This is a genomic window from Paraburkholderia nodosa (genome assembly GCF_001718195.1).
GTDB lineage: Bacteria > Pseudomonadota > Gammaproteobacteria > Burkholderiales > Burkholderiaceae > Paraburkholderia > Paraburkholderia nodosa_A.
On sequence record NZ_MCNV01000033.1, the window covers coordinates 16,378 to 32,971 of the forward strand.

General features: G+C 65.9%; 13 protein-coding genes and 1 pseudogene. 6 read left to right on the forward strand and 8 right to left on the reverse strand.

Annotated elements, in window-relative coordinates:
• Positions 1-164 precede the first annotated feature (164 nt).
• Both BFD71_RS33945 and aroQ read right to left on the reverse strand, forming a co-directional pair.
• Complete coding sequence (locus tag BFD71_RS33945; protein WP_069268604.1) at positions 165-1,085, reverse strand: shikimate dehydrogenase; 921 nt, start codon at positions 1,083-1,085, stop codon at positions 165-167.
• Complete coding sequence (gene aroQ / locus BFD71_RS33950) at positions 1,082-1,537, reverse strand: type II 3-dehydroquinate dehydratase (protein ID WP_069268605.1); 456 nt, start codon at positions 1,535-1,537, stop codon at positions 1,082-1,084. Before aroQ ends, BFD71_RS33945 begins: the two co-directional genes overlap by 4 nt.
• Before the next feature lie 305 nt (positions 1,538-1,842).
• On the opposite strand from aroQ, the gene BFD71_RS33955 reads away from it, so the two are divergent.
• The 3 genes from BFD71_RS33955 to BFD71_RS33965 all read left to right on the forward strand — a co-directional run bounded on the left by BFD71_RS33955 (position 1,843) and on the right by BFD71_RS33965 (position 6,526).
• Positions 1,843-3,759, forward strand: coding sequence for a bifunctional sugar phosphate isomerase/epimerase/4-hydroxyphenylpyruvate dioxygenase family protein (locus BFD71_RS33955; RefSeq protein ID WP_069268644.1), 1,917 nt, complete (start codon positions 1,843-1,845; stop codon positions 3,757-3,759).
• Between the two features lie 121 nt (positions 3,760-3,880).
• A complete protein-coding gene (locus tag BFD71_RS33960) occupies positions 3,881-5,059 on the forward strand; it encodes a porin (protein WP_069268606.1) in 1,179 nt (392 codons plus the stop codon).
• A gap of 123 nt (positions 5,060-5,182) precedes the next feature.
• The gene (locus BFD71_RS33965; RefSeq protein ID WP_069268607.1) at positions 5,183-6,526 is read left to right on the forward strand and encodes a PucR family transcriptional regulator; all 1,344 of its coding nucleotides are present in this window, start codon (positions 5,183-5,185) and stop codon (positions 6,524-6,526) included.
• 26 nt (positions 6,527-6,552) lie between these two features.
• Here the strand turns inward: BFD71_RS33965 and BFD71_RS33970 are convergent, their stop codons facing one another.
• Positions 6,553-8,193, reverse strand: a complete 1,641-nt coding sequence (locus BFD71_RS33970; protein WP_069268645.1) for an AMP-binding protein — start codon at positions 8,191-8,193, stop codon at positions 6,553-6,555.
• 317 nt (positions 8,194-8,510) lie between these two features.
• On the opposite strand from BFD71_RS33970, the gene BFD71_RS33975 reads away from it, so the two are divergent.
• A complete protein-coding gene (locus tag BFD71_RS33975; RefSeq protein WP_069268608.1) occupies positions 8,511-10,094 on the forward strand; it encodes an inorganic phosphate transporter in 1,584 nt (527 codons plus the stop codon).
• On the opposite strand, the gene aliA is transcribed toward BFD71_RS33975, so the two are convergent.
• The 4 genes from aliA to badH form a co-directional block, all read right to left on the reverse strand.
• Positions 10,030-11,748, reverse strand: coding sequence for a cyclohexanecarboxylate-CoA ligase (aliA, locus tag BFD71_RS33980; protein WP_083245623.1), 1,719 nt, complete (start codon positions 11,746-11,748; stop codon positions 10,030-10,032). The two genes, BFD71_RS33975 and aliA, sit on opposite strands and share 65 nt — an antisense overlap.
• Before the next feature lie 46 nt (positions 11,749-11,794).
• Positions 11,795-12,946, reverse strand: a complete 1,152-nt coding sequence (aliB, locus tag BFD71_RS33985) for a cyclohexanecarboxyl-CoA dehydrogenase (RefSeq protein WP_069268609.1) — start codon at positions 12,944-12,946, stop codon at positions 11,795-11,797.
• A gap of 61 nt (positions 12,947-13,007) precedes the next feature.
• On the reverse strand, positions 13,008-13,790 hold the full coding sequence (badI, locus tag BFD71_RS33990) for a 2-ketocyclohexanecarboxyl-CoA hydrolase (RefSeq protein WP_069268610.1): 783 nt from the start codon (positions 13,788-13,790) through the stop codon (positions 13,008-13,010).
• A 50-nt stretch (positions 13,791-13,840) separates the two neighbouring features.
• On the reverse strand, positions 13,841-14,608 hold the full coding sequence (badH, locus tag BFD71_RS33995) for a 2-hydroxycyclohexanecarboxyl-CoA dehydrogenase (RefSeq protein WP_069268611.1): 768 nt from the start codon (positions 14,606-14,608) through the stop codon (positions 13,841-13,843).
• A gap of 230 nt (positions 14,609-14,838) precedes the next feature.
• On the opposite strand from badH, the gene BFD71_RS34000 reads away from it, so the two are divergent.
• Positions 14,839-15,264: a MarR family transcriptional regulator gene (locus tag BFD71_RS34000; protein ID WP_083245624.1), complete on the forward strand. Its 426-nt coding sequence runs from the start codon at positions 14,839-14,841 to the stop codon at positions 15,262-15,264.
• Between the two features lie 21 nt (positions 15,265-15,285).
• A pseudogene (locus BFD71_RS43065) lies at positions 15,286-15,390 on the forward strand (DHCW motif cupin fold protein); the annotation flags it as partial.
• 13 nt (positions 15,391-15,403) lie between these two features.
• On the opposite strand, the gene BFD71_RS34005 reads toward BFD71_RS43065, so the two are convergent.
• Entirely contained in the window at positions 15,404-16,534 is a 1,131-nt protein-coding gene (locus tag BFD71_RS34005) for a J domain-containing protein (RefSeq protein ID WP_069268613.1), read from the reverse strand.
• Positions 16,535-16,594: the final 60 nt, after the last annotated feature.

Sequence of the window (16,594 nt, forward strand, 5' to 3'; positions counted from 1 at the left end):
CCGATATGTCGACGGGAGTTGGCGCTTCAGCGCTTACTCCCGTCCCATGCCCATGTGGCGGTCGACAGGAGTTGGCGCTTCAGCGTTTACTCCTGTCCCATGCCTATGTGGCGGTCGACGGGAGTTGGCGCTTTTGCGCTGACTCCCGCCGCGCGCTGTCGTTGTTATTCGCTGGCGCTTGCAGCATTCGCCGCCAGCATGGACTGCAGATGCGCATACATGCGTTCCGCGTCGGGCTCGACACCCGTGAACAGCCGGAACGCATCCACTGCCTGGTACACCGCCATGCCGCCGCCGCTCAGCGTGCGGCAGCCGCGCGCCTCGGCCGCTTCGAGCAGCGCGGTGCGGATCGGGAAATAGACGATGTCCGCCACCCACAGCCGCTCGTGCAGATACTCCGCAGGCAACGGCATACCGGGCAACTTCGCCATGCCGGTAGGCGTGGCGTGGATGAGGCCGGTGGCGTGCTTGAGCACTTCGCGCAGATCGCCGCCCGCGCTCACGCGAGCCGCCGGGAAGCGCGCCTGCAATTCGCTGGCGAGCGATTCGGCACGCGACGCGTCCACGTCGAACAGCGTGAGCGCCTGGGCGCCCATCTGCAGCGCCGCGTGTGCGACCGCCGCGCCCGCGCCGCCCGCGCCCAGTTGCACCACCGCTTCGAGCGAGACATCGGGCAGGCCGCGCTGGAACGCGCGCGCGAAACCCGACCAGTCGGTGTTGTGGCCGATGCGCTTGCCGTCGCGGAAGAGCACCGTGTTCACGGCGCCGAGCGCGCGGGCGTCATCGGAGAGTTCGTCGAGCAGTTCGATCACGGCCTGCTTGCACGGATAGGTGATGTTCAAACCGTCGAAACCCATGCGCTCGGCGGCCAGCAGCAACTCGGGCAGCGCGGCGGGCGTGAGCTTCAGCGCTTCGAGGTCGATGCGCCGATATACATAGTGGAAGCCGAGTTCGCGGCCTTCCTGCTCCTGCATCGCGGGCGTGAGCGAACCGCCGATGCCCGAGCCGATCAAACCGCAGAGAAACGAGTTGGCGGTTGCGCGCGCGCCCAGCGCATTCGTTTTGGCGTGGTTCTGGGCGCTCATTTCGTCACCTTTTTGGCGAGCAGCGTGGCCATGCGCTCCAGCGCGAGCACATACCCTTGCGTGCCGCAGCCGACGATGATGGCCTCTGCAATGGGCGAAACGAACGAATGGTGCCGGAACGCCTCGCGCTTGTGCACGTTCGAGATATGGACCTCGATCACGGGCTTCGCGATGGCGGAAAGCGCATCGGCGATCGCCACCGACGTATGCGTATAGGCCGCCGGATTGATGACGATGCCGTCCACGCGCGTGCGCGCTTCGTGCAGCCAGTCGATCAGCTGATGCTCGGCGTTCGACTGGCGAAAATCGATCTCGAGCCCAAGACGCGCCGCCGCCTCGCGGCACAGGTTGGCAACGTCATCTAACGTTTCAGCGCCGTAGATCGCAGGCTCCCGCGTTCCCAGCAGATTCAGGTTCGGTCCGTTCAGGACCAGCACCGAAGGCATTCCCATTACACACACTCCAGAACAGCTTGACGACCGGCACGGCGCATGCTCGAGAACCGTTGCATGTTTCACCGCATGGTCGCCAGTGTGCCGCGAAGCGGTACACCGGTCACCTGGGGTTTGCCAGAATTTGTACTAACTAGTTAGTTTGGCGTATCCTTCGGACACTCCAGCGGCAAGTGTGTCTGCGGTGCGCCAGTTAGTTAAATGCCGCCCTACACCGCCGCGCCGGACCCTTGTTCAACACCGAAGTCGCCGTCAGCAAGCTCGCCATGCCCATGTCCAAGCCGCTCCACGCCCCCTCTCGCGCGCTGCGTCGCTCGATCGCCACGGTGTCGATCAGCGGCACGCTCGCCGACAAGCTCGCCGCGATCCGCGCCGCCGGCTTCGACGCCGTCGAGATCTTCGAGAACGATCTGCTCTATTTCGAAGGCTCGCCCGCCGACGTGCGCCACATGGCCGGCGATCTCGGCCTCGATATCGTGCTGTACCAGCCGTTCCGCGATTTCGAAGGCGTTGCGCCTGAACGCCTCGCGCGCAACATCGAACGCGTGAAGCGCAAGTTCGACGTCATGCATCAGTTGGGTACGGACCGTTTGCTGGTGTGCAGCAATGTCTCGCCCGACACGATCTGCGATGACGGCCTCGCCGCCGAACAGCTTGGCGCGCTCGCGCAGGCCGCCGGGGAAGCGGGCATGACAATCTGTTATGAGGCGCTTGCGTGGGGACGCCACGTGCGCACCTATGGCCACGCGTGGCGGCTCGTCAACACCGTCGATCACGCGAACCTGACGCTCGCGCTGGACAGTTTCCACACGCTCTCGCTCGATGACGCGCCCGACGGCATCGCTACGATCCCGGGCGCGCGCATCGGCTTCGTGCAGATCGCCGACGCACCGAGAATGCAAATGGACGTGCTCGAATGGAGCCGGCACTATCGCTGCTTCCCGGGCCAGGGCGACTTCGCGCTCGCGGATTTCACGGCCCAGGTGGTGAAAAGCGGCTACACGGGCCCGCTTTCGCTCGAAATCTTCAACGACGGCTTTCGCGGCGCGCCGCCCGCCGCCACCGCCGCCGACGGCCATCGTTCGCTCTTGCTGCTCGAATCGCTCACGCGCGAAGCCCTGCAGGCGGAGCATGTCGAAGCGAGTGCGCTCTACCACCCGAGCGCCGCACCCGCGAACGCGCAGTGGCAATTCCTCGAGTTCGCCGTGGACGACACCGCCCGCGCGCATGTGGCGAACTGGCTTGAAAAGCTGCATTTCCGCCGCGCGGGCCAGCATCGTTCGAAGGACGTGACGCTCTATCAGCACGGCTCGGCCGCCATCGTCCTCAACGCCGAGCCCGACTCGTTCGCCGACGCGTTTTTTCAGCGCCACGGGCTCTCGCTCTGCGCCTCGGCGTTTCGCGTGGACGATGCGCGCCTCGCGCTCGAACGCGCGGCGGGATTTGGCTACCAGCCGTTCTCGGGCCGCGTGGGTCCGAACGAGCGCGTGGTGCCCGCCGTCCAGGGGCCGGACGGCAGTCTTAACTATTTCGTTAACGAGGAGCCGGGCCAGCCCACCCTCTTCGAGGCCGATTTCGCGCTCACGGATATCGACGGCCCGGTCGAAGTAGGACCGATCGCGGGCATCGATCACGTGAGCCTTTCGCTGCCTGCCGGCTCGTTCGATTCATGGGTGTTGTTCCTGAAGTCGGCGTTCGGGCTCGAAGCGACGCCCGCCGTGCTGCTGCCCGATCCGTACGGCCTCGTGCGCAGCCGGGCGCTCATGAGCCGCGACCGCGGGCTGCGCGTGGTGCTCAACGCCTCGGTGGACCAGCACACGGCCGCGGCCGAAACCGTGCGCGCCTACCACGGCACAGGCCTGAATCACGTGGCGTTCAGCACCGGCGACATCTTCCGCGCCGTGACCGAATTCGAGGCGGCCGGCGTGCCGCTCCTGCGCATACCGGCGAACTACTACGACGATCTCGACGCGCGCCACGCCCTCGACCCCGAGTTTCTCGACGCGCTGCGCAACCACAACCTGCTCTACGACCGCGACGAGCGCGGTGGCGAGTTCCTGCACGCCTATACGGAGACGCTCGACCAGCGCTTCTTCCTGGAGATCGTGGAGCGGCGCGGCGGCTACGACGGCTACGGCGCGCCCAACGCAGCCGTGCGCCTCGCGGCGCAGGCGCGCCAGCGCGCACTTGCCGCACAGAGCGCAGGCAAACCGCTGGATTGATTCAAACGCAGTCACCGTAGTCACTTCGCGCAGCAGTACGCATGCCGCATCGACCTGAAAGTCATGCGGCGTAGCAAAGAAAAATATAAGCAGTCCAAATCTCACCCGGAGACACACAACGATGAAGAAAGCAGGCCTTGGTATCGGCACGTTCCTCGCGACTAGCGCAGCCCTCGTGGCCAGCCCCGCGTTTGCGCAAAGCAGCGTTACGCTTTACGGCGCAGTAGACGACGCCATCACCTACGTCAACAACCAGAACGGTCACTCGAATGTCTATCTGCGCCAGGGCAACCTGTATGCGTCGAAGTTCGGCTTGCAAGGCAAGGAAGATCTCGGTGGCGGCACGTTCGCGATCTTCGACCTGCAGAATGGCTTCGACCTCAACTCGGGCGCGCTGTCGTCGAGCGGACTGATCTTCAATCGCCAGGCCTACGTGGGCCTGCAAAACCAGAACCTGGGCACGTTCACGGCCGGCCGCCAGTACACGCCGTATTACCTGTTCGTCGGGCCGCTCACGGGAAGCTCGTGGCTCACCGGCGCAACCGGCGCGCACCCCGGCGATATCGACGGTCTCGACACGACCGTGCGCATCAACAATTCGGCGACTTACACCTCGCCGATCTTTTACGGCGTGCAGGCGAGCGCCATGTACGCGCTCGGCGGCATTGCGGGGAGCACCGGCAAGGGTCAGACGTGGAGCGCCGCGCTGCGCTACTCCGCCGGCCCGGTGAGCCTCGCGGCGGCCATCCTGCGCATGGACAACGCGCAGTTGACGAGCGGATTCGACAGTTCGTCAACGGGCAGCTTCGGCAAGTCGTCGCTTAATACGGGCTATGTCTCGGCTAGCGCGGTCCAGCACATCGCGGCGGGCGGCAACTACACGCTCGGCAACCTGGTCCTCGGCGCGTCGTATTCGAACGTTCAGTACATCGCGGGCGGCAAGTCGATCTTCCACGACACGGCCATCTTCAACACCTGGGCGGCGCTCGCCGTGTATCGCTTCACGCCGGCCTTCGACGTGGGCGGCGGCTTCGCCTATACGCTGGCTTCGAAGGCCAACGGCATCACGAGCGCGGCGCGCTACCAGCAGTACTCGCTCAAGGAGTCGTACCACCTCTCGAAGCGCACCACGCTCTATGCGCTGCAGGCCTACCAGCACGCCGGCGGCCAGACGCTCGGGGCGAACGGCGCGGGCAACATCGTCAACGCAAGCCCCGCCGTGGGCGACTCGCAAAACTCCACGCCTTCGTCCACGCGCTCGCAGTTCGTCGGCATGGCCGGTATCGCGCTGCTGTTCTGATCCGGTGTTCCGATGCACCGGCGGGGGCCGCCTGCACGGCCCCCCCCCTCGACGCAGCGGCACGGCGCTGAGTACACTCGCGGATATCGCCTAAACGAATCCACGCGAATCCGCGAACTCACCGTGCCGCCCCCCGTTCCCGCCATCAGCCCACGCCTGCGCAGCAGGCTTCGCACGCTCGCCAAAACCCAGCCCAAGGCTGTTCAGCGCACCTATGACACGCTGCTCTCGCTCGAAGGCTATAGCGCGCTCTCGGCGGCGGCGCGCAAGGACATCTTCACGTCGATCGCGTTTTCCGCGAACCAGTGGTTCCAGTGCCTGCTCGACGGCACGCCGCCCACCGCCGAAGTCATGGATCAGACTGCGGCGTTCGCGCGCCGACGTGTCCACCAGAACGTGCCGCTGCGTTCGCTGCTGCGCGCCTTTCGCCTGGGCGCGCGTGAGTTGTGGCGCACCTGCACGGAGCTCGCCGAGTCCGACCCGGCGCTCGCGCATGAACTGCTATTCGATATTTCGCCTTATCTGCTCGATTACTTCGACGCGATGGCCGAGCACATCGCCGAAGCCTATCTCGACGAGCAGCACCAGCAAGCACGCTGGCGCGGCTCGCTGCTGCAGCAGCTGTACGACCTCGTGTTCCATGCTCCCGATGACACCGCGCGCTTTCGCGAGACCGTCGAGGCGCTCGGCCTCGACGCCACGCTGCCGCGCATTGCGCTCGCTGTCGATCTGGATTTGCGCGACCACGCGCCTTCGGTGCGCGAGGATGCGCTCGACCGTTTCGCGCTCAGCGCCTCGCGGCACTTCGAGCTGAAGCCCGACGCGCTGGTGCGTGCGTGGCATCGCGAGCGGCTGATGTTCTGGCTGCCGTGCGTGCGCGGCGATTCGATGACGCGCAACGACCAGCGTGTGACCGAGCATGCGGCCGCGCTCGCGCGCGCCGAGCCGCGCGTGCGCAGCATCGGCATCGGGCTGATGAACGAAGGGGCGCGCGGCTGGGCGGCCTCGGTGGAAGAGGCGCTCAAGGCGGTGGACTTTGCGCCGCGGGGCAGCCACGTGGACGACAGCGAGGAGAATGGCGACTTCCTGCGCGTGCACCGCTTTTCCTCGATCGCAATCGAGGAGAGTGTGCGCAGCAGCGCCAACGTGCTGCGTTATCTCGTCTCGCTCGCCGAGCAGCTGGCGACGGAGGCCGACCTGCTCGCCACGCTCGAAGCGTGGTTTGCAAGCGGCCAGCGCCGGCGCCAGACGGCCGAAACGTTAGGTGTACATCCAAACACGCTCGACTACCGGCTCGAGCGCATCGAGACGCTGCTGGGCGCGAAGCTCGCTGATGCGCACTGGATTGCGCGGCTGGATATCGCGCTGAAGCTGCGCGGAGCGACGCAGGGTGCCCAGCGCGATGGCAAGAAGAAGGAGAGGAAGGGGCGCCTCGGAGTAAAGAAAGCGAAGAGCGCGGCGCGCTGAATGACGCGGCGCGCCCCTGTCGCGCGTCACCCCGCGTCGCGCAATTCACGCCGCAAAATCTTGCCCACCGTCGACTTCGGCAGCGCTTGAACGAAGCTCACCACGCGCGGCACCTTGTACGCCGCGAGTTGCGCCCGGCAATGCGCGATCACGGCTTCCTCGCTCAGCGCCGCCTCACGCGCGGGCACCACGAACACACGCACGGCCTCGCCGCTGCGTTCGTCGGCCACACCCACGCACGCGCATTCGGCCACGCCCGGCAGCGCGGTCACGACCGCCTCGATTTCATTCGGATACACGTTGAAGCCCGAAACGAGGATCATGTCCTTCGAGCGATCGACGATGCGCAGGAAGCCGCGCTCGTCGAACACGCCCACGTCGCCGGTGCGAAAGTAGCCATCGTCCGTAAAGGCGGCGCGCGTGGCCTCGGGCTGGTTCCAGTAGCCCTGCATCACCTGCGGACCCTTCGCGCAGATCTCGCCCGGCTCACCCGGCGCGGCTTCGACGCCGTCGTTCATCAGCTTGACGTCGGTGGAGGGCACCGGCAGTCCCGTCGTCCCGGTGAAGCGATCGACGCTCCCCGGATTGAACGACAGCACCGGGCTCGTCTCCGATAGTCCGTAGCCTTCGCGGATGAAACCGCCCGTCATGGCCTGCCAGCGCTCGGACACCGTGGGAATGATCGCCGCGCCGCCGCCGCCCGCGAGCCGCAGCCGCGAAAAATCGACCTCGCCGATGCGCGGATGCGCAACGAGCCCCGCATAGAGCGTATTCACGCCCATGAAGCTCGTCGGCCGCGCGGCCTTGAACACGTCGATCACGCCGCCCAGATCGCGCGCGTTCGCAACGAGCCAGTTCTCGGCGCCAATCGAGAAGTAGGTGATGAGATTCACCGTCAACGCGAAGATGTGATAGAGCGGCAGCGCGGTGACGACGACTTCCTCGCCCGGGTTCATGAAGCCCGGCATGAAGGTCTTGAACTGCTCGACGTTGGCGACGAGGTTGCGGTGCGTGAGCAGCGCGCCCTTGGATAGCCCGGTCGTGCCGCCCGTGTATTGCAGGAAGAGCGGATCGTCGCCGCACAACGCGGGGGCTTCGAACGGCAAGTCGGCGCCCTGCGCGAGCGCCGCCGCAAACGAGCCGGGCTGCGCATCGCGCTCACCGCTCGCGCTTGTGCAATCGCTCGCGGCAACACTCAGCACGTTCTTGACGGCCGTATTCGCCTTGATCGCATCGAACGTCGGCAACGCGCCGTCGAACGCCACGAGCGTTTGCGCGCCGGAATCCGCCAGCTGGTGCTGAAGCTCGCGCGGCGTATAGAGCGGATTCACGTTCACCTGCACCGCCCCTGCCCGCACGATGCCGATCAGCGCGATGGGAAACGCGAGCAGGTTCGGCAACATCACGGCGACGCGGTCGCCCTTCTTCACGCCCACGTGCTGCAGATACGCGGCGAAATCGCGCGAGAGACGATCGACGTCGGCGTAGCTGAGCGAAGCGTCGCCCGGCGAAGCGTCGCCCGGCGAAGCGTCGCCCGCGCGCAATGCCGGCCGGTGCGCATGTTCGCGCATCGCCTCATTGAACATATGCGCGAGCGACGGATGCCGGTCGGGATCGATGGTAGCGGGAATCTCGCCATAGCTGGCGAGCCAGGGGGCTTTCGACACGTTCGTCTCCATGAAATCAATGCGCGGCTTGTATGCGACGTGCCGCGTTTCACGTCCATGCTACGGGCTTGGCCGCGCCGGGAGAACTGGGAAAGCGGATAAGGTGATTGTGAAAAGTCACAAAAGCGCGCCCGCACGCGAACCGGTGCGGCGTCACGTCCGTGTCTGATTTCTGTCAATTGTGCGACACTGCGTCGTCTCGTCCGCGACGCTCTTTAAGCGTGCCGACGCGGCACCGCGCCACGCACGTTTGCGAACCCGCATACGCTGCGCCGAGGCGCTTCCCCGAGCGGATTGACCAGAGCCCCCACGCTTTCATGCCGGACATACCCTTGTCCCCCTACCGCGCGCAGAGCGCACGCCGCCGCGGTATTGGCATCGCCCTATTTCTCGCCGTCATCGCGGCCGGGGCGATTTATGTAATCGATCATCTCGTCGTCGATTTGCGCGCCGTGCGCGAAAGCTCGGCGCTGCCCTTCATCCTGCTCGGGCTTGCGCTGCTCATCGCGCTCGGCTTCGAGTTCGTGAACGGCTTTCACGACACCGCCAACGCCGTCGCCACCGTCATCTACACGAACTCACTCGATCCGCATCTCGCGGTGGCGTGGTCGGGCGCGTGGAATTTCGTCGGCGTGCTCGTCTCCAGCGGCGCGGTCGCGTTCGGCATCCTGCAACTGCTGCCGGTGGAACTCATTCTCCAGGTGGGCAGCGGCGCCGGCTTCGCCATGGTGTTCGCGCTCCTGCTCGCCGCGATCGTCTGGAACCTCGGCACCTGGTATTTCGGCTTGCCTTCATCCAGTTCGCATACGCTCGTGGGCTCGATCATCGGCGTGGGCATCATGAACCAGTTCATCAGCGGGCCTTCGGGCACGAGCGGCGTGGACTGGGACCAGGCGTCGGGCGTGGGCAAGGCGCTGCTGTTCTCGCCCGTGGTCGGCTTCGTCATGGCCGCCCTGCTGCTCCTCGTGCTCAAGCTGCTCGTGCGCGTGCCAGCGCTTTATGCAGAGCCCAAAGCCAACCAGGCGCCGCCGCTCTGGATCCGCATCCTGCTCATCCTCACCTGCACCGGCGTTTCGTTCGCTCACGGCTCGAACGACGGTCAGAAAGGCATGGGCCTCATCATGCTGATCCTGATCGGCGTCGTGCCGACCGCCTACGCGCTCAACAAGGCCGTCACGCCCGAGCAAACCGCGGCGTTCGTGGTCGTGGCGCGCGAGGCGTCCGCAACGCTGGGCCGATACGCGCACGGCGCGCCGCCCGAGAACGCGCGCGCCGAGGTCGAGGCGTTCGTGCGCACACGCCAGCTCACGCCCGCCACGCTGCCCGCGCTGCGCCAGCTCACCGATACCATCGCCGACCAGGTCGCCCTTTCCGGCTCGATGGCGACGGTGCCCGACGCGATCGTCGACAACGTGCGCAACGACATGTACGTGGCGAGCGAAGCGATCCGCCTGATGCAAAAGGCGAAGGCACCGGAGATGTCACCCGCTGACGCCAAAGTGCTCGACACCTTCCGCAAGCAGATGGACCACTCGACCAAGTTCATTCCGACCTGGGTGAAAGTGGCCGTGGCGCTCGCGCTCGGTCTAGGCACGATGGTGGGCTGGAAGCGCATCGTCGTGACGGTGGGCGAAAAGATCGGCAAGCAGCATCTCACCTATGGTCAGGGCGCCTCGGCCGAAACGGTGGCCATGATCACGATCGGCATGGCCGATGTCTACGGCTTGCCGGTGTCGACCACGCACGTGCTCGCTTCGGGCGTGGCCGGCACGATGGCCGCGAACGGCTCGGGCCTGCAGTGGGGAACCGTGCGCAACCTCGTGCTCGCGTGGGTGCTCACGTTGCCGGCTTCGATTGCGCTTGCTGCGGGTCTTTACTGGATGTTCCGGCAAGTTTTCTGACATCGGCTTCGCGCAGCATGTCGCGCAACCGGAACTTCTGCACCTTGCCTGCGGGCGTGGTCGGCATGGCGTCGAGCAGCCATAGCCGTTCGGGCAGGTACTGCAGGGCAACCTTGTGCGACTTGAGAAAGCCAACGAGCGAAGGCAAATCGACCGCCTCGCCGGGCCTCGCCACCACCACGGCGCAGGCGCGCTCGCCCAGCCGCTCGTCCGCGTACGCGACTATCGCCACCTGCGCAACGGCGGGATGACGATAGAGCAGCGACTCGATCTCCACCACGGGAATGTTCTCGCCGCCGCGGATGATCACGTCCTTGCTGCGGCCGCTGATGCGGATGTAGCCGCGCTCGTCGACGATCGCGAGGTCGCCCGTGTCGAACCAGCCTTGCGCGTCCGTCGCATTGAGGTGCGCGCGCTTGAGATAGCCGCCGAATCCCGAGCACGCCCGCACGAATAGCCGCCCCGCCATGTTCGGCGGCAGCGCCTGGTCGTTCTCGCCCACCACCTTCACTTCCACACCCGGCAGCGGCGCGCCATCGGTCGTGGAGGCGCGTTCGTCTTCGTCGTCCAGATGCGTGAGCGTCACGGCGCCCAGCTCCGTCATGCCCCACGCGGAGACGATCTTCGCCCCCAGCGCCGTGCGTGCGCGATCGACCAGTGCGCCGGGAATGGGCGCGCCCGCACACAAGAACGTGCGCAGCGTCGGCACGCGCGTGCCTGACTCGATGGCCGCGTTGGTGAGATCGCCGAGAAACGCCGTGGACGCCATCGTGAACGTCGCACGCTCCTGCGAGATGAGCGCGAGCGCCGCCTCGGGCTGCCATACGTCCTGCAGGACCGCGCTCCCCCGCAATGCGATCGGCATCATGAGGCCATACATGAAGCCGGTTTGATGCGCCATGGGCGAGGCCATCAGCACGACATCGTCGCGGCCTAGACGCATGGCCTGCGCGTAAGGATGAATGTTCGAAAACAGCGTGTTCGCCGTATGCATCACACCCTTGGGCTCGCCCGTCGTGCCGGAGGTGTAGAGCAACTGCGTCACGTCGTCGGGGCCTGGGCGATTGTGGGCGAGGATGGCTTCGGCGTCACTCGCCTCTTCCCAGCGCGGGCCGCTCAGCAGCGCTTCGAAACTGTTGCGCGCCGGCTCGCCTGCGTCAGTCGCGCCCACGACCACCACGTGCTGCAAGGCGGGTAGTTCAGCCCGCAACGCGCGCAGCATGGCCTCGTAGTCGAAGCCTCGATAGCGCTGTGGCACGATCATCACCTTGCTGCCGCCGTGGTTGAGCATGAACGACAACTCGCGCTCGCGAAAGATCGGCATGAGGGGATTGAGCACCGCACCGATGCGCGAGCACGCAAGATACAGCAGCGTAAACTGCCAGCAATTAGGCAGTTGCATCGAGACCACGTCGCCCTTTACCACACCGAGCCGAGCGAGGCCAACGGCAATCCGGTCCGCCATGCGCGCCATCTGCGCGTACGTGAAGCGCGTGGTCTTTCCGTCTTCGATTCGTACCGCCGTAAGCGCGATCTTCGCCGGACATTCGGCCACGCAGGCGTCCAGTTCGTCGTTGATGGTGCGCCCGGGCCACCAGCGCCGTGCCTCCTCCCGCGCCCGGCGCGGCCCGATCAGTACCGCGTCGAACTCCATGTGCACCCTCCCGTGGTGTTGCAGGAAACGTCGCAGGCAGCGCGCATCATGCCGGCACCGCGTCGCGGCCCGCGTTCGAGCGCGCGATGATGGTCTTCATGATCTGAGCCGTGCCGTCGCCGATCTGGAAGCCGAGCACGTCGCGCAGGCGCTGTTCGAGCGGCCCGCGGTCGTAGCCGCCGTGCCCGAACGAAAGCAGGCATTGATGCACCACGTCGTAGGCGAGCTTCGGCCCCCACCATTTGCACATGGCGGCTTCGGCCGTATGCGGCAGCCCACGGTCCTTGAGCCACAGCGTTTGCAGACACAACAGCCGTGCGGCCTCCACCTGGGTTGCGTATTCGGCGAGCGGATGCGAAACGCCCTGGAATGCAGAGAGCGGCTTGCCGAAGGCCTCGCGCTGCGCGACGTACTCCCACGTTTCTTCGAGGCTCACGTTCGCCACGGCGAGCACCTGCAGGCCGATCAGCGCGCGCGAAAAGTCGAAGCCCTGCATCACCTGGACGAAGCCCTTGCCCTCGTCGCCCAGCAGATGGTCCACCGGCACGCGCACGTTCTCGAAGAAGATCGAACCGCGTCCGATCGCGCGCTGGCCGTGGCAGTCGAAGCGATTGCGCGTAACGCCCGGCAGATCCATCGGCACGAGAATGGCCGAGACGCCTCGCGCGCCGTCTGCCACGCTGCCGGTGCGCGCGAACACCACGGCGGCGTCGGCCTGATCGGCGGCCGAAATCGAAGTTTTCTCGCCGTTGAGGACGTAGTGATCGCCCACGCGCTCCATTTTCAGCCGCAGGTTCGCGGCATCCGAGCCGCCGCGCGGCTCCGTCAGCGCGATTGCGAGCAGCGCGCGGCCCTGCGTGAGGCGTTCGAGCCACGGCCGTGCAATCTCGGGGGCGGCATGCTTGGCGAGTATCTGCCCGTTGAGCGAGGCGAGCAGGTTGATGTACGAGAGGCTCAGGTCCGCGCGCGCAATCTCCTCGTGGATCACCCCGGCGGCGAGGCAGCCCAGACCCTGGCCGCCATACTGCTCGGGCAATTCCGGCGCGATGAAGCCCATCTCGCCCATTTCGCGCATGAGGCCGCGATCGAGCACGCGTGTTGTGTCGCGCTCGATAAAGCCAGGCGCGACGCGCCCTTGTGCGAAGCGCCGCGCGTGCTCGCCGAGCGCGACGAGGTCTTCGTCGATATACGGATTCATGGTGTCTCCTTGAAGCGGCCTGCTCTATTCATTCGTCATCCTGATCGTCACGGAGACACCGTTATTTGGCGTACTTGCGGAACTCGGGTTTGCGCTTTTCCTGGAACGCGCGCACGCCCTCGCGGGACTCTTCCGTGTCGTAGTAGAGCTTGAGCGCGTACATGCCCATGCCCGCAATGCCGGCCTGATGCGCGGTGTCCATATTGAACGAGCGCTTGGCGATCGCAATGGCCGTGGGGCTCTTTTCCATGATCTCATCGCACCACTTCTGAACTTCCGCGTCGAGCTGATCGTGCGGCACGACGGCGTTCACGAGGCCCATGGCCAGCGCTTCGGCAGCCGGATAGCGGCGGCACAGATACCAGATTTCACGCGCCTTCTTTTCGCCCACCACGCGCGCGAGAAACGCCGTGCCGTAACCGGGATCGACCGAGCCGACCTTCGGGCCCGCCTGGGCGAACACGGCCTTTTCAGAAGCAATGGTGAAATCGCAGATCGTGCACAGCACGTTGCCGCCGCCCACCGCATAGCCCTGCACGCGTGCGATCACGGGTTTGGGCACGTCGCGAATCGCCGTGTGCAGCTCTTCCATCGGCAGGCCGATCGTGCCGCGCCCGTCGTACTGTCCCGCGTGTGCGGACTGGTCGCCGCCCGTGCAGAACGCCTTGTCGCCTGCACCGGCAAGGACGATTGCGCCGATCTCGCGGTCGTAGCCCGCCTTGTTGAGCGCGTGAATCAGTTCGTCACAGGTGCGGCCGCGAAACGCGTTCATCTTGTCGGGCCGGTTGATGGTGATCCATGCCGCGCCGTTGCGCACTTCATAGAGGATGTCTTCGTAGTTCATGATCGATGCCTTTAATGATTCGTAGTCGATAGAGCGCGCGTTCGCCGGCGTTAGCCCGCCATGGTCAGGCCGCCCGATACGCTCAGCACCTGGCCCGTGATGTAGTTCGCGTCGTCGCTCGCGAAGAACACGATCGCGCCGGGCAGATCATCGGGCTGCCCGATGCGGCCGAGCGGAATGGAGCGCTGGAACGCTTCCAGCAGCTTTTCTGGGTTGCCAGCGCCTTCCTTGTACTCGGCGAAGAGCGCGGTGTCGGTCGGGCCCGGACACACCACGTTCACGGTGATGCCGTGGCGCGCATGCTCACGCGCAATGGTTTTCGAAAACGCCACGAGGCCGCCCTTGCACGCCGCATAGACCGCCTCGCCCGATGAGCCCACACGCGCGGCGTCCGAGGCGATGTTGATGATGCGTCCGCGCTTGCGCTCGACCATGCCGGGCAGCACCGCGTGATGCATGTGCAGCGCGCCCGTGAGATTGATGGCGATGAGCTTGTCCCACTGTGCCGGTTCGGTTTTCGTGAACGGGCGGAAAACGTCCCAGCCCGCATTGTTCACGAGCACATCCACAGGACCGAGCTGCGCTTGCACTTGCTCGAGCGCCGTTTCCACCTCGGCGCGGTTCGTGATATCGCAACGCAGCGCCAGCGCCTGGCCGCCCTTTTCGTGAATTTGGTCAGCCACCTTCAGCGCTGCTTCGAGCGACAGATCCAGCACCGCCACGCGCGCGCCCTCGGCCGCGAAGCGCCGGCAGGTCGCCCCGCCGATGCCGCCGCCACCCCCCGTCACCACGACCGTCTTGCCTTCGAGTTTTCGCACCGCGATTCTCCATTCGGTTGAGCAGTACCATAGACGCCTTCGATGCTGCCCCACCTTTGGGTCTCGCCTCGAATTACGTCAATATGTTGACGTATACTAGGTAACACTCAGATCGAAGACAAGCATAGAAGCATCAGGAGAAACCCTTGCCCAAAACACCAAAAATTCAGGATTCAAGCCGCTTCGATCTTGCCAACCGGCTGTTCTTCCGGCTCTACCAATGCGCAAACATGTTGCATAAAACCGGCACGCGCGCCGTGGAAGCCGAGGGTTTGACCACGCAGCAATGGGCCGTGCTCGGCGCGCTCTCGCGCCCGGACGCCCAGCCGGGCATGAGCGTGGGCGATCTCGCGCGGTATCTGATGGTGAGCCGCCAGAACCTCTCGGGCTTGATCAGCCGGATGGAACGCGACGGCCACGTGAGCACCCAGGCGGATGCGCGCGATCGCCGCTCGCGCCTCGTTAGCATGACCGGGCCGGGCCGCAAGCTATGGGTAGCGCAGGCCACGCCGAAAATCGAGGCGTACTACGGAGCCGTGCTAGAAAATTTTTCGTCAGACGACATGACGCACACGCTGCACTATCTGCTGAAGCTGCTCGATAACATGAAGCGAGTGGACGACCGGGAACGCGTGGCGGACGACGACGAGGCGTGAGCGCGCTCCGCTACACTCTGACGCAAGTTCGTGCTCACGCCCGGCATGAGCTATCAGGTGGGCGACAACGCCGAGGCGCACCAGTCGTACACGCGCACCGGTGCGAAGCTCTTCGTCGTCGATTGAAAGCGATACCGCTTTAGCGCGGCGCGCCGAGATCGGCGTCGAGCCGCTTGCGCAGGTCGCGCACCACGCGCGCGGCGGGAACGAGCCACCACGTGGGCGCCGCCACGGAGAAGTCGTACGCGAGCGCGGTCTGCGCGGCGCCGGTCGTGTGCGCCCGGCAGCGGAACGCCACCATATGGCGTCGCGTGGCGGTTTGCGAGCCAGGCGAAAAGCGCATGACCGCACGCAGCGCGAATTGTGTATCGTCGGGTGCGGCCTCGTACGATTCGATGCTCCACTCCGCTCCGTAGTGCGCCTCGTGACGCAGCGCCGCGCTCACGCGCCGGCGCGTTTCATCAGCGGGTAAGGCCACGGGGTGCTCGCGCCCCGCACGCCCGGCGCGATACAGCGTGCGCTGCGACCAGCCCCAGCCGAACGTGAGCACCACGCCGCCTGCCACGAGCGTCCACTGCAGAATATGCGTAAGCCAGCGGCCCACCTCGAAGCGCGCGATGGGCGCGAGCAGCAAACCCGAAATCCAGTGCGCGACGACGAAGATCACGACGCACGCGAACACACTCGCGGAGAGCGTCAGCAGCCAGCCCCGCGACGGGTCGTCGAATTTCGCAAACAGGAAATCGCGCACGCCGCCTGAACGCGCGTGCACGTCATTGGCTTCGGCCGCGGTTGCCCCCTCCGGCTCACCTTGCTGCGCGGCATCCGCTTCATCGCGCAGCCCCGTGAGTTCGCCGTGCAGCGAGTCGCGCTCGGTCCGCATGCGCTGGATCTCGTCGAGGGTACGCGTGCGCTCGGCGCGCAGCCCGTCCAGCTCGGCGCGCACGCGTTCACGCTGCGCCAGCAACGCCTGCATCTGCGCGTGCAGTTCGTCGGCTTGCGCGACGCTCAGCGCGGAGCGGCTCACCGGCGGCGCATGATGCACGGACCAGTACGCCTCGAGCAGCTCGCGCGCCTCCTTGACGCGCTTGAACTGGTCGTCGGCCCAGCGCATCGAGGCGGCCGTGGGGTGCCGCCATTTGTCGGGATGCAGGATCTGCGCGAGATGGCGATAGTGATGCTTGATGTCCGCCTCGCTCGCCCCCGGCTCCAGATCGAGCCGGTAGTAGAGGCGGTCGTAATCCACGGGTCGGTAATCGCGGCCTGGCATGACCTGTATCTGTTCGTCAGTGGATGGGTTGGCAGGCGGCGCAACGCCTGCCCACTCAAG

Coding starts and splice junctions, on each gene's coding strand:
- BFD71_RS33945 (WP_069268604.1), bottom strand. CDS start 1,085: ATGAGCGCCCAGAACCACGCCAAAACGAATGCGCTGGGCGCGCGCGCA.
- aroQ (WP_069268605.1), bottom strand. CDS start 1,537: ATGGGAATGCCTTCGGTGCTGGTCCTGAACGGACCGAACCTGAATCTG.
- BFD71_RS33960 (WP_069268606.1), top strand. CDS start 3,881: ATGAAGAAAGCAGGCCTTGGTATCGGCACGTTCCTCGCGACTAGCGCA.
- BFD71_RS33975 (WP_069268608.1), top strand. CDS start 8,511: ATGCCGGACATACCCTTGTCCCCCTACCGCGCGCAGAGCGCACGCCGC.
- aliA (WP_083245623.1), bottom strand. CDS start 11,748: ATGGAGTTCGACGCGGTACTGATCGGGCCGCGCCGGGCGCGGGAGGAG.
- aliB (WP_069268609.1), bottom strand. CDS start 12,946: ATGAATCCGTATATCGACGAAGACCTCGTCGCGCTCGGCGAGCACGCG.
- badI (WP_069268610.1), bottom strand. CDS start 13,790: ATGAACTACGAAGACATCCTCTATGAAGTGCGCAACGGCGCGGCATGG.
- BFD71_RS34000 (WP_083245624.1), top strand. CDS start 14,839: ATGTTGCATAAAACCGGCACGCGCGCCGTGGAAGCCGAGGGTTTGACC.
- BFD71_RS34005 (WP_069268613.1), bottom strand. CDS start 16,534: ATGCCAGGCCGCGATTACCGACCCGTGGATTACGACCGCCTCTACTAC.